A 12,871-nucleotide genomic window follows, 5' to 3' on the forward strand; every position below is an offset into this window, starting at 1 on the left:
GCCAGATTTGGATCAAGCGATGGATACTGCGGTTCAAGACCAAAAGACGCTGCTTTTGACAGGGGCGAGCCGGGGCATCGGCCATGCCACGGCCAAGGCTTTCGCGGGCAAGGGCTGGCGGGTGATTGGCTGTTCCCGGCAGGCGTTCTCGCCCGAATGCCCTTGGCCCGGCGGGGCGCAGGATCATGTGCAGGTCGACCTTAGCGACCCGAACCAGACGATTGAGGCCGTCGCGCAGGTCAAGCGGCTGCTGAACGGCAACCCCCTTCATGCGCTGGTCAACAATGCAGGTATTTCGCCAAAGGGGGAGGGCGGGGCAAGGCTTAGCACGCTCGACACCGATTTGCGGACCTGGGGACAGGTGTTTCATGTGAACTTCTTTGCCTCCGTGGTGCTGGCGCGGGGGCTTCAGGATGAACTGTCTGCCGGGCGCGGATCGGTGGTGAATGTCACATCTATCGCCGGGTCGCGGGTGCATCCCTTCGCCGGGGCGGCCTATGCCACTTCAAAGGCGGCGCTTGCTGCGCTGACCCGTGAGATGGCCCATGATTTCGGCCCCCTCGGCGTGCGGGTCAACGCAATCGCACCGGGCGAGGTGGAGACGGCAATCCTCAGCGAAGGCACCGACAAGATTGTACGCGACATCCCCATGCGCCGCCTCGGCCAGCCGGATGAGGTGGCGCGGGCGATCTATTTCCTGTGTAGCGAAGAAAGCTCTTATGTCTCTGGAACCGAGATTGAGGTGAACGGCGGGCAGCACGTCTAAGGGGCGGCGCGGGTGATCTGACAATCGCGTGATCAGCGCAGTCTTGCGCTGTCATCTCAGGACATTGGGACTATGTTCAACCGTTCACATCAGGGCAGCTATACGCGCGCTCCCCTCAGGCAAAGCATACCCCAAGGGACACCACTTCATGATAAAATTCGAATTGAACGGGCGGCAAATCTCTGTCGACGCAGACCCGGACATGCCCCTGTTGTGGGCGATCCGCGATGAAATCGGTCTGACCGGCACCAAGTTTGGCTGTGGCATCGGCGCCTGTGGCGCTTGCACCGTGCATATCGACGGCACGGCGACACGGTCCTGCATCACCTATCTGGCGGATGTAGAGGGCCAGTCGGTCACCACCATCGAAGGGCTGGACGAGAAGGGCAACCACCCCGTTCAAGAAGCATGGCGCAACCTGCGCGTGCCGCAGTGTGGCTACTGCCAGTCGGGCCAGATCATGCAGGCAGCATCGCTGTTGCAAGACACGCCCAACCCCAGCGACGAAGACATCGACGCGGTGATGACCGGCAACCTTTGCCGCTGCATGACCTACCCCCGTATCCGTCAAGCCGTGCGCGACGCCGCCACCGCAATGGGAGGCTCCGACAATGGCTAATCTGATGTCCCGCCTGAAAGGCTCCGACAATCAATCGCAAATGACCCGCCGTGGGTTTTTGGTGTCCATGACCGCCGCTGGCGTTGCCTTTGGCTTCCCGCAGGCGTCGAACGCCGCGATGAACCCTGCCGTGCCAGATGGCACACCGATCACGCCAAACGGCCAGGCGTTCGAGCCGTCGATGTGGTACTGGATCGACGCCGACGGTCAGGTCAACGTCAACATCATCCGCGCCGAGATGGGCCAACACGTCGGCACCGCCATCGCGCGTATTCTGGCGGATGAATTGGAAGTGGCTTGGGAAGATGTGCACATCACCCATGTGGATTCAGCCGAGAAATGGGGCCTGATGGTCACCGGCGGCAGCTGGTCGATCTGGCAAAGCTGGCCGGTCTACCGTCAGGCAGGCGCTGCGGGCCGTACCGCGCTAATCGAAGCGGCGGCGGCCAAGTGGGGCGTTGATGCCTCTGGCCTGACCGCACGCGACGGTGCTGTGACCGATGGCACGCAAAGCGTCAGCTACGGCGATCTGGTAGCCGAAGGGCTCGACCGGAGCTTTACCGAAGACGAATTGGCAGCCCTGCCGTTGAAACCCCATGCCGATCTGCGTCTTGTGGGTCAGGATGTGCATCCGCTTGATCTGGATACAAAGACCACCGGTCAGGCGATCTATGGTCTGGATGCCAAGGTCGATGGCATGGTCTACGGCGTGCCGATGCTGCCGCCAACGCGCTATGGCTCGAAAGTCAATTCAGTCGATGACAGCGCCGCGAAAGAGGTCAAAGGCTACCTTGAGACCGTGGTGCTGGATGACCCGTCGGGCACCGTGCCGGGCTGGGTTGTGGTGCTGGGCAAAACGCTCCACGCCGCGCGGATGGCCACCTATGAGATCAGCGTCGATTGGACCGCAGGCGAGACGGCCGATGTCTCCGAAGACGATATCCAAGCCCGCTCGCGCGAGTTGATCGGAAGCGACGCCGGGTCGATCCTGCACACCGAACAGCCCGAGACCAGCGCCGTTTTCGACGCCGCCACAGAGACGCTTGAGGCCGAGTACACCACGCAATCTGTGCTGCACTTCCAGATGGAGCCGGTGAACGCGACCGTCTTCCAGAACGCCGATGGCGTCTGGGAAACTCACGCGGGCAACCAGTGGCAATCGCTGATCCTGCCGACGCTGGCCGTCGCGTTGGAGGTGCCCGCCGATAAGATCGTGATGCGCAGCTATATGCTGGGCGGGGGCTTTGGCCGCCGGTTGAACGGTGACTATATCGTGCCTGCAGCGCTGGCGTCCAAAGCTGTCGGCAAGCCCGTGAAACTGGTCTTCTCCCGCGAGGAAGACGCCCAGTTTGACAGCATTCGCTCGCCTTCGGTGCAGAAATTGCGCATGGCGTTTGACGATGGCAAAGCCGTCATGGGCATGGAACACCACGCCGCCGCCGGTTGGCCGACGCAGGTGATGGCACCGGGCTTCATGCCCAAAGGCGTCAACGAAGAACCCTATGATCCCTTTGCCATCGACGGTGCGGATCACTGGTACAGCGTGGGCGCGCACCGCGTGCGGGCGATCTCCAACGATCTGGCGAATGCGACCTTCCGTCCCGGTTGGCTGCGCTCGGTCGGGCCGGGCTGGACCAACTTTGCTGTCGAAAGCTTCATGGACGAGGCCGCGCATAAGGTCGACGCCGATCCGTTGCAGTTCCGTCTGGATCACCTGAAGGCCGAAGGCATCAACGGGGGCTCTGCGCCCAATGCGGTGGGCGGTGCGTCGCGTCAGGCGGCTGTCTTGCAGCGCGTGGCCGAGATGTCGGGCTACGGCAAGACCGACCTGCCCGAGGGCACGGCAATTGGAATCGCCACCACCTTTGGCCAGTCGCGGACCATGCCAACCTGGACCGCTGCCGCCGTCAAATTGGCGGTGGATACCGAAACGGGCGAGGTCGCTGTCGAGAAGATGTGGCTGGCCTTCGATTGTGGCACCGTGGTCGACCCCGACGGGGCGCGCGCGCAATGCGAAGGCGCGGCGCTCTGGGGCCTGTCCATGGCTCTGCATGAGGGCACGCGGATCGAAGACGGCAATGTCGTTGATCTCAACCTCGGGTCATATACGCCGTTGCGGATGGTTGATGTGCCGGACATCGAAGTGGCCTTTGTCGAGAGCACGGAAGCGCCCGTCGGTCTCGGCGAGCCGGGCACCACGGTCATCGCGCCGGCGGTTGCCAACGCGATCTTCAACGCCACCGGGGCGCGGGTCCGTCATCTGCCGATCACCGCTGATGCGGTCCTCGCGGCGCTGGAAAGCTGATACCAAGAGACGGGCGCGACATGCCGCGCCCGTCTTCTATCTCTGCTTGGGCGGCGTCCTGCGAAGCGGATCGGCGGGCGGCGCAAAGGCTGCCCAAATTCAATGGCCCGAAATTCGCTTGTTTTCCCTTAAAAACATAGAAATTCACCCGCCGGGCCATAATTCTGACAGGTTTCGAACAATAATATAAACGCGCGATCTATGCCCGGTTGCGGGCTGGTACGAAGGACAATCTGTGGCACCTACCGAGACATATGAGCAGCGCGTTGCCGCCACGCGAAAACGCTTTATCGAAGGGATCCCGGATCGCTTGCAGGCCGTCTCTGACGCACTGCGCGAGACGGACGGGGCCGATCCGCGCGAGACGAAAGCGCGTAAGGTCCACCGCATGCTGCACGATCTGGCCGGGAACGCCGCGATGCTGGAATACCTTGAGATTGAAGATTGTCTGCGCAAGGGGCTGCGCGTCGCCGAAGATGCCGATGAGTCCTCTTCGCCCTTGTCAGCCGATGATGTTCGTATAATTGAGACGGCTCTGGCCGATGCCAATAGCGTCGTCGAAAATATCTAAGAAAGCCTTTCCACGAAGTATCCCGCAATTGGTTTGCTGGCGGCTTTGCTGCCGTTTCAAGTTCACGCTCAAACGACCACGGGTGAGGACGCGGCGCGTGCCCCCGCGGAGCAGGTCCAAGAGGGGCTGATCGCACGGACCTTCGATCTGGCGGAGCTTGGGTTTCAAAACGGCATTTCTTTCCGCCAACTGTCTGGAAATGCGACGATCTATATTCCGCTGCCCGACGCGGATGCGCTGAACTCGGGCAGTTTGCAGCTAGAGCTTGAACACGCCTCCACCACCGAGGTGGACCGCTATTTGCAAGTGTCGGTCGCGGGCCGCCCCGTGACTTCGCAGGCGCTGCCGAATGGGGCAGGGCGTCTGAGCCTGCCCGTGCCGCTCAACCCCGAAGACGTCTCTGGCGGGTTTATCGCCGTGGGCCTGTCCTATTCCGGCGCCCTTAGTGATCGGGTCTGTGTGGACGAGCGTGCCTCGGGGGATTTCCTTGAGATTACGGCGGCGTCTTCCGTGACGTTGCAACTGGACCCCTCGGAAATCGACACATCCGCTGCCTTCGCGGGGCTGCGTCCTGCGGATACGCGCCTTGCGATCAACGGAAACGATTCCCTCGCCGCTCTGGCTGCCGCGACCCGCGCCGCGGCGTTGTTTGACGCCGAGGCAGGGCGACTGACCTTTGCTGAGGAAACGGCAAGCCCGGCGGGCGCATGGTCCGAAGGTGTCATCCAGCTTGACGTGACTGCCTCTGGCGTGGCGAGTGAGATGGCCGTGGACACCCAAGCGGGCCTGCCGGTCTTGGCCCTGCGCGGCAGTGATCCGCAGGTGGGGCTGTGGCAGATGATGTCGGAATGGTCGGCCCTGTCGAACACGGATGCGACCGTGGTCGATGTGGCAGGGGCTCAGGCTCTGTTCGATGACCGCTTGCCGCTCTCTGCTTTGCAGGCCGATCTCACCCCGCGCGCCGTGGTCTCGACCGAAGACTTCTTTGTTCCGTTCCAGTCCTCGGACCTTCCAGCGGGCAAGGGCGTGGCCGGTGTTAACCTGCATGTGGCCGCAGCGCTTGATCCCGAAGGGCGCGGGGCGACGGCCTCGGTCTTTCTGAATGACACGCTTTTGGGCAACCGCCCGCTTGGCAGTGGCAAGCCCGAGCAATTGACCTTTTCTGTGCCCAGCGGGCTGCTGGGGCGCGATAACCTGCTACGGGTGTCGATCCAGCGTCAGCCCACGGGCGGCGAATGCCGGTTCAAACCGCAGGGCTATCCGGCGCAGATCCTGCCTGGCAGCGCCTTGTTGCTTTCCGATGCCGCGCCGCAGGATCAGGATTTCTTTGCCCTGCGACAGGAGTTCGGCAATGGCGTTCAGGTCGTGCTCGACCCAGCACTTTCGCTGGATTTCGCGCAAACACTGCCGTGGCTTGCAGGCGTTGCGGGCAGTGTGATCCCGGACCGTGCCACCATCCTGCCCCGCGCCTCGGTTGACGCGCTTGAGGGGGACGAGCCTTTCTTTGTGATCTCTGAGCAAAACCCCGGAGATGGCGACCCGCTGATCACCTTTGATCAGGGCCGCATTGAGGTGCGCGACCGTCAAGACAACTTGATCTATTCGGGCGAAGACCTGTCGCGCCTTGGTGTGGTGCAGATCGTCACCCGTGGCGATACCCGTGGTCTGTGGCTGCGTCCGGGCAACGGCCCGGCGCCGGAATTGACACCCGAACGTCCCATGATGCTGGACCGGGGCGATCTGGCCCTCATCGGGCAGGACGGGGTGATCCTTGCCACTGCCACTGACCGCAGCCCGCTTGTTGATGTCGTCTACCCTGACCGCAGCAGCCTTGCGCAGATGCTGGCCAAGTACCGCCCTTGGATCGTGGGAGCCATCTGGGTGCTGGTGACGCTGCTTGTGCTGGTCGTCTTCCAGCGCGTCTACCGCGCGCGTCGCGGCAAAGACGAGACGTAAGTCACCGTGGCGTTGGATGCCGAAAGCGAAGCCATTGGTTCGCTGCTGCTTGACCGTGGCGCGCTGACGGCTGAACAGCTCGACGCGGCAGAGGATTTGGCCGAAGACTGGAACGTCTCTCTGGTCAAGGTCCTACTGTCGCGGCGCTGGCTGACCACGCAGACACTCTACCGGGAGATCGCCTTTTACCACGGGCTGACGCTGGTCGATCTGATCGAAGACCGCGCCGATGATGATCTGATCCGGCAGTATGATCCGGTGGTGATGAACCAGTTTATGACGGTGCCGATTGGCCGGGCAGAGGATGGCACCCTGACGGTGGCCACCTCGCGGCCCGGGCCGCGCACACTGCTGCACATCCGCGAGGTTTACGGCACCGGCGTGACCATCGTCGTGGCGTCGCATTTCGATGTGTCATGGCAGCTACAACGCGCCTTCCGGGAGAAACATTCCCATGAGGCGGTCTTTGCTCTGGCAGAGCTTGACCCGGATATGTCGGCGCAGAATGTGGTGACGCCGCCGCAGATCTTGGTGATTTACCTCTTGGTCTCGGCCCTGTTGCTGGGACTGGCGTTTTCGCCAGTGGTCACGCTAATCGTGCTAAACGTCTTTTTGACGATCTTCTACACGGGCAACTTCCTATTCAAAGCGCTGTTGGTTTGGCTAGGCGGTGCGGCGCAGGAGACCTCATCGCGGGCCATCGCGGCTGAGGCGTCGCTGCTGCGCGACGAAGACTTGCCGATCTATACCGTGCTGGTGCCGATGTTCCGCGAGCCCGAGGTGCTGCCGATCCTTGCCCAAGCGCTGCGCAACCTCGACTACCCGCTGGCCAAGCTTGACATCAAGATCGTGCTAGAAGAGGGCGACCACGAAACGATCGACGCGGCGCGCAAGCTGGACCTCGAAGGCGTGTTTGAGATCATCCGCGTCCCGGCCTCCCACCCGCAGACCAAGCCCAAAGCCTGCAACTTTGCGCTGCGCTATGCGCAGGGCGATTTCCTTGTGATCTTTGACGCCGAGGACAAGCCAGAGCCGGATCAGTTGAAAAAGGTCATCGCCGCCTTCAACCAATCCGCGCCCAATACCGCCTGTATTCAGTGCCGTTTGAACTACTACAACGCGCGGGAAAACTGGCTGACACGGATGTTCACCTTGGACTATTCGCTGTGGTTCGACCTGATGCTGCCGGGGTTGGAGCGTTTGGGTGTGCCGATCCCGCTGGGCGGCACCTCGAACCACTTCCGCATGGACGTGCTGCGCGAGTTGAACGCATGGGATCCCTTCAACGTCACAGAAGACGCCGATCTGGGCATTCGTCTGACGCAAAAGGGCTACCGCGTCGGCGTCATCGATTCCACGACCTTTGAAGAGGCCAATGTCTCGATCCCGAACTGGGTGCGCCAGCGGTCGCGCTGGATCAAGGGCTATATGCAGACCTTCCTTGTGCACAGCCGCAGACCGATTCACCTGTGGCAATCGGTCGGCAGTGCGGGGGTCTTTGGCTTTATCTTCTTCATCGGGGGCACGGTGCTGTCGGGCCTGTTGAACCCGGTGTTCTGGTCGATCTTTGCCATTTGGCTGATCTTCGGGACCGAGGTGATCACCCCCTATTTCCCGCTGCCGGTTCTGTATCTTTCGCTGGTCAACCTTTTGGCGGGCAACGGGCTGCTGATCTACCTCACGATGGTCGCGCCCTTTAGGCGCAGATGGACCGATCTGGCCCCTTGGGGGATCACCGTAGTGGGCTATTGGGTGTTGATGACCGTGGCCTCTTACAAGGCGCTGTCGCAACTGATCTTCAACCCGTTCTACTGGGAAAAGACCCAGCATGGCCTGTCCAAACACACCGCCAATGAGGTCGCCGAAGCCAGCGCCGAAGCGACGGAGGCCACGCAGTGATCCGCGCCGCCTCTTGGTCCTTTGGCTTTGTCGTGTTGGCGCTGGTGCTCTTGCTCAGCCTCGGCTGGACCGAGGCGCATGGCTTTCTGTCAATGGATGTGACCGACCTTTGGGCCAAGTCCATCGTGCAGATCGACGGGCCGGTGCAGTTCAAGGCCACGGATGCCTTCTATCCGCCCGTGCCCTATGCGCTGTCGCTGTTGGGGCAGGCGGTCTTGCCTGACACACAGGTGCCAGTGCCCTTCGTGCTCTCTGCGCTGGTGGGGGCGGGGCTGCTGGTCATGTGGTTCCTCAATCTGCGCGATACCGGTCAGTTTTCGGGTGTGACTGCGGCTCTGGTCGTGCTTCTGCTGGCGTTGAACCCCTTCTTCCTGCGCGCCTTGGCCGATGGGCCTGAAACGATGTTCTGTATCTTGGGCACATGGTTGTTCGCGCGCGGCATCGTTAATCTGCGGCTGACCGGCAACGCGCCGGACATGATGAAGGTGGCCGTGGGGCTTTTGGTGGTGGCGCTTTCGGACAGCTACGGTCTGATGCTCTGCTTGGGCGCGATGCCCTTCATGATCGTGGCGGCGCGGCCCAGCATGATTGCGGCCTCTTCCACGGGGTATCTTGTGGCGATGTTCTATCCGGTGCTTGCCGCCGTGGGGTCGCTGATGTTTGTCAGCATGATCTTCGACAGCCGCCTTGTCCCGCTTTTGTCGGAAACCGCGACGCCGCTGACCCTGCGCGAGCATTTGGTCATTCTGGCCGGGCTTGGCCCCGCGGCCTTTGTCGCGATCCTGCGCAACATCTTGATCCCGCGGCTGTTCATGCCGCTGCTGGCCGCCGTGGGCGCTGTGCTGGGCGGGTATACGCTGAACACATTCTTCCACGTCGAAGGCGATCCGGCCATGGCGCTGGCGCCCATGCTGGGCGTCTTGATCGCCGCGATCCGCTTTTGGCCCAACTTGCCGCTGCGCGAACCCATTGCCATCACCCTGATGGCGCTGTCGCTGCTGACCTCTGCGCTTGTCATGCGCCATGTCGCCCATAACGAAACCCGCGTTTGGACCAATGCAATGCTTGGGAAAGAGAACGCAGCGTCGCGCCCCACGCAGGAAGTTGTTTCATTCTTGCGCGACAAGTCTGAAATTATGGTAGATGTTGAAAAAAATCCCCAGATCGTGGTCGGTTTGGGGAATATAGACCGGCTGGTGATCGCCGGAGAGCCTGCCTACGACTGGGCGCTTGAGGGGGGCGTGCCGCGGACAAACTATATTGTCGTCCCGCGGCAGGCCGAGGGGCAGATCACAGCAGACAGAATTCTGCGCAGGTTCCCGCAGCTGAGACTATCGCAGCTGCCGGGGTATGAGGAGGTTTTTCAGAACAGCCAATGGCTTGTTTTTGAAAGAATTAACGAGTGGAAATAAAGTCATGAGCCCACGAATTATCGCAGTTGACGACTCGGACATCGCGCAGGATTTCATCAATGCCACGCTTTCGGAGCTTGGGTTCGACGATGTCGTCAGCTTCATTGATCCCCGCGCGGCACTTGACGCGATCGAAAGCGATGAGCCCCCCGCCGACCTGATCCTGATGGACATAATGATGCCCGATATCGATGGTATCGAACTTTGTGCCCGTATCCGTGCCCTAGACAGATGGAGCGATGTGCCGATCATTATGCTGACCAGCCGGACAGATATGGGCTCCCTTTCCGAAGCCTTCATGGCAGGGGCCAATGACTATGTCACCAAACCCTTTAACCAGATTGAGCTTCAGGCCCGAATGCGCAGTTGCCTGCGCTTGAAATCAGAGTTGGACCGCCGCCGGTCGGGCGAAAACCGGGGCGCGCGCCGCCGCGCCGTGCAGAGCTTTTCAGAGGCCACGGTGCCCAGCCTTTTTGGCAGCAAGGGCGGCTTTCAGGGCAACCTCATGTCGTTGTCCCCCGCGATGCAAAAAGACCTTGGCTTGATCGTGTTTCGGATCGACGGTGACCGCGATCAATCAGATGCGGCGCGTGGCCAGCGGCAAGAGCTTCAGCGCCTCGTGGCTGGGCTTTTTGGTAAGGTCGATATGCCCGCACGGGACGGTTTTTCCCATTGGGAGGATGACCTGTTCGTCTACGGCTCGCTTCATGCCGATCACGCGCAGCTTGAAGCGCGGGCGCAGCAGTATATCTCTGCCGTGGCAGAGGCGTCGGCCTCTGTGAAAGAAGGCTGGACATCCCGTCCTTTGAGCGTCAGTGCCTGTGTCGTACCGCCCTCCGACGCGGCTGTCGCCACGTCGCTTGCGCGGGGCATTCAGGGCGTCGAAAGTGCTGGAAAAACAGGCGCGACGGGCACGATCTGCCTTGCCGCCAACGATATAGGACATCTGCCAAGGAATGGTCAGCACTGAGCCCACCAACAAAGTCGACGCGGAGCCTTCCTCGCGCTCGCAAACCCTGTTTTGGGGACTGATCTCAACGGTCGTTCTGATCTATTTCGTTGGGCTCGCGTTTCTCACGTGGTCCGACTACAACCGCGCCACGACCCGTGCGGAAGTGGAGCTGGAGCATTTCGCAGAGCTTTATGAGCAGGCGGTCGATGCCTCCCTTTCGGTTGCGAATGTGAGGATGTGGGGGCTCATCGACGAGCTGTCGACCGCGCGTCTGAGCGACCCGGATCAATTCGAAGCGCAATATGGCGCGTTGATGAATTCCGCCGTGCAAGAGACCAAACAGGTCGATGCGCTGGTGCTGATCGGTGCGGATGGGGTCGTGCTTTGGGCCACGATCAAACCTCTGATGGGGCGGTACCTTGGGGACCGGGCCTATTTTCAGGCAGCGATCGGGCTTGATGTTGATGAATACACGGTCGGGGTGCCTATCGTATCGCGCGCCACAGGGCGGCGGCTGACGCCGATTGCATGGCCCTTGATCGGCATCGACGGTCAACCGCGCGGGGTGCTGGCGTCGTCTTTGGGCGAGGACTACTACTCCCAACTGCTTGCGTTGGATGGGCTGCAACAGGACATGTATGTCGAGGTGGTGACCTCCAACGGAGAGCGCGCCTTTGCCTCGGGGCGGCCCCAGCGTGACCCCGACACGCCGGTGTTCCGCGCGCGCAAGGAGATCCCGGCGCTTGACCTTTATATCGACGTGACGCGCAGCAAAGCGGCGGTCTTGCAAAGCTACTGGCAGCGCACGGTGGCGTTTGCGGGCCTTGCGACGATCCTGTTCTTGACGGTGATCAACGCGGCGATCCGCGCCAGACGGCAGTCGACCCAACTGGCGCAGGCCCTGCGCAACTCCGAACGCGACCGCGAGCGCATTCGTGTGGCGCAGAGCGAATTCGACGCGATTTTCGAGAATGTCGGCGACGGGCTGATCGTCTACAATGACAACAACAAGCTGCACCGCTCCAACCGCAAGGCGCGGCAACTGATGGGCGTCTCATCAGATATAGATGCCGTTCAAAAGCTGCGCGGCATGGTCCCTTCCTTCTCGCAGATGGACGAAGACGTGGCCGTTCACCGCGTTCAGATCCCCACGGCAGAGAACGAGAGTGTGGCGGTGCAATGCCGGGTGATGAAACTGCATCTGCATGGGGATTATATCGCCTATAACGTGCTTCAGGATATCTCTGCCGAAGAGCGTCTGGTGGCGGCGCGCACGGCCTTTGTTACTTCGGTCAATCACGAATTGCGCACGCCGCTTACATCCCTTGCCGGGTCGCTTGAAATTCTGCACGACCGCTTTGGCGATACCATGCCAAAGAACGCGGGCAAACTGTTGTCGATGGCCACCCGCAACGCCGACCGGCTTTTGGTGCTGGTCAATGACATCCTGACCCTTCAGGCCATCGACCAACGCCAACTCAGCATCCAAGCCGAGCGGGTCGCGGTGTCAGAAGTGCTGTCAGAGGCGATTGCCGCCAACACCGGTTATGGGGTGAACCGTGATGTGCAACTCGACATTCACGCAGGGCCAAACGCGGCGCAAGAGGCCTATGTGCAGGTGGACACCGTGCGCATGCAGCAGATCTTTTCCAACCTGATCTCGAACGCGGTCAAATATACGCCGCGCGGCGGGACGGTAAAAATCGGCGCCGAGGTGGACGATCAATGGGTCACGTTCTATGTCTGCGATGCGGGGCCGGGCATCCCTAGATCCGCGCATGATCGTATGTTCAAAAGGTTCGCTGACCCTGTGCATTCTCGCGAAAACCAAGCGAATGGCACGGGGCTGGGTTTGGCCATCACGCGGGAGTTGGTGTTGCGACAAGATGGCGATATAAGCTTTGAGACGCGCTCTGAAGAAGACGGAGACGAAAACCCCGGCACAACATTCTACGTGCGGTTCGCCCGTGATACTGGTGCCACGCCCGAGCAGGGGGGTGCGGCATGAGAGTGTTGTTCGTCGATGACGAGGATGACATCCGCGAGTTGATCGAGTTTGCGATCATGACCGAAGATGACATCGAACCGACATTCGCAGCCACCGGGCTGGACGCGATTGCCACGATGGAAACCCAGTCTTTCGACGTGATCATGCTGGATGTGATGATGCCACCCCCCGATGGCATGGAGGTGCTGCGCTGTGCGCGGGCCAATGCGGATTTGGACGACACGAAGATCGTGATGTGCACCGCCAAAACCTCGCCGGAATCGGAAAAGAAGTTTCGCGCCCTTGGGGCCGACTACATTCTGCACAAACCGTTCAAACCGCTAAAGCTGGCGGATTTCATTCGGTCGATCGCCTAATACCTCATCGCGCAGCCCCTCGCGGCT

The 12,871-nt window shown here is 61.2% G+C and carries 10 protein-coding genes; all 10 read left to right on the top strand.

Annotated features, from left to right (window positions below; genetic code table 11):
* Nucleotides 1-19 precede the first annotated feature (19 nt).
* The 10 genes from A3722_RS11285 (at nucleotide 20) to A3722_RS11330 (ending at nucleotide 12,844) form a co-directional block, all read left to right on the top strand.
* Nucleotides 20-766 (top strand): SDR family NAD(P)-dependent oxidoreductase, encoded by a 747-nt coding sequence (locus tag A3722_RS11285; RefSeq protein ID WP_201722018.1) that lies wholly within the window; start codon nucleotides 20-22, stop codon nucleotides 764-766.
* Nucleotides 767-914: 148 nt separating this feature from the next.
* On the top strand, nucleotides 915-1,385 hold the full coding sequence (locus A3722_RS11290; RefSeq protein WP_007117687.1) for a (2Fe-2S)-binding protein: 471 nt from the start codon (nucleotides 915-917) through the stop codon (nucleotides 1,383-1,385).
* Between the two features lie 4 nt (nucleotides 1,386-1,389).
* Nucleotides 1,390-3,690 carry a xanthine dehydrogenase family protein molybdopterin-binding subunit gene (locus tag A3722_RS11295; protein ID WP_067630924.1) on the top strand — a complete coding sequence of 767 codons (2,301 nt, stop codon included), beginning with the start codon at nucleotides 1,390-1,392 and terminating at the stop codon, nucleotides 3,688-3,690.
* Nucleotides 3,691-3,925: 235 nt separating this feature from the next.
* On the top strand, nucleotides 3,926-4,261 hold the full coding sequence (locus A3722_RS11300) for an Hpt domain-containing protein (protein ID WP_067630919.1): 336 nt from the start codon (nucleotides 3,926-3,928) through the stop codon (nucleotides 4,259-4,261).
* A gap of 33 nt (nucleotides 4,262-4,294) precedes the next feature.
* Nucleotides 4,295-6,217, top strand: coding sequence for a cellulose biosynthesis cyclic di-GMP-binding regulatory protein BcsB (locus tag A3722_RS11305; protein WP_067630916.1), 1,923 nt, complete (start codon nucleotides 4,295-4,297; stop codon nucleotides 6,215-6,217).
* A 6-nt stretch (nucleotides 6,218-6,223) separates the two neighbouring features.
* Nucleotides 6,224-8,116 carry a glycosyltransferase family 2 protein gene (locus tag A3722_RS11310; protein WP_067630914.1) on the top strand — a complete coding sequence of 631 codons (1,893 nt, stop codon included), beginning with the start codon at nucleotides 6,224-6,226 and terminating at the stop codon, nucleotides 8,114-8,116.
* On the top strand, nucleotides 8,113-9,528 hold the full coding sequence (locus tag A3722_RS11315) for a hypothetical protein (protein WP_067630912.1): 1,416 nt from the start codon (nucleotides 8,113-8,115) through the stop codon (nucleotides 9,526-9,528). The genes A3722_RS11310 and A3722_RS11315 overlap by 4 nt, the downstream gene beginning before the upstream one ends.
* Nucleotides 9,529-9,532: 4 nt before the next feature.
* Entirely contained in the window at nucleotides 9,533-10,498 is a 966-nt protein-coding gene (locus A3722_RS11320) for a response regulator (protein WP_067630904.1), read from the top strand.
* Nucleotides 10,485-12,488, top strand: a complete 2,004-nt coding sequence (locus tag A3722_RS11325; RefSeq protein ID WP_067630901.1) for an ATP-binding protein — start codon at nucleotides 10,485-10,487, stop codon at nucleotides 12,486-12,488. The genes A3722_RS11320 and A3722_RS11325 overlap by 14 nt, the downstream gene beginning before the upstream one ends.
* A complete protein-coding gene (locus A3722_RS11330; protein ID WP_067630899.1) occupies nucleotides 12,485-12,844 on the top strand; it encodes a response regulator in 360 nt (119 codons plus the stop codon). The genes A3722_RS11325 and A3722_RS11330 overlap by 4 nt, the downstream gene beginning before the upstream one ends.
* Nucleotides 12,845-12,871 lie beyond the last annotated feature (27 nt).

The sequence above is a fragment of the Sulfitobacter sp. HI0027 genome, assembly GCF_001634775.1.
GTDB lineage: Bacteria > Pseudomonadota > Alphaproteobacteria > Rhodobacterales > Rhodobacteraceae > Sulfitobacter.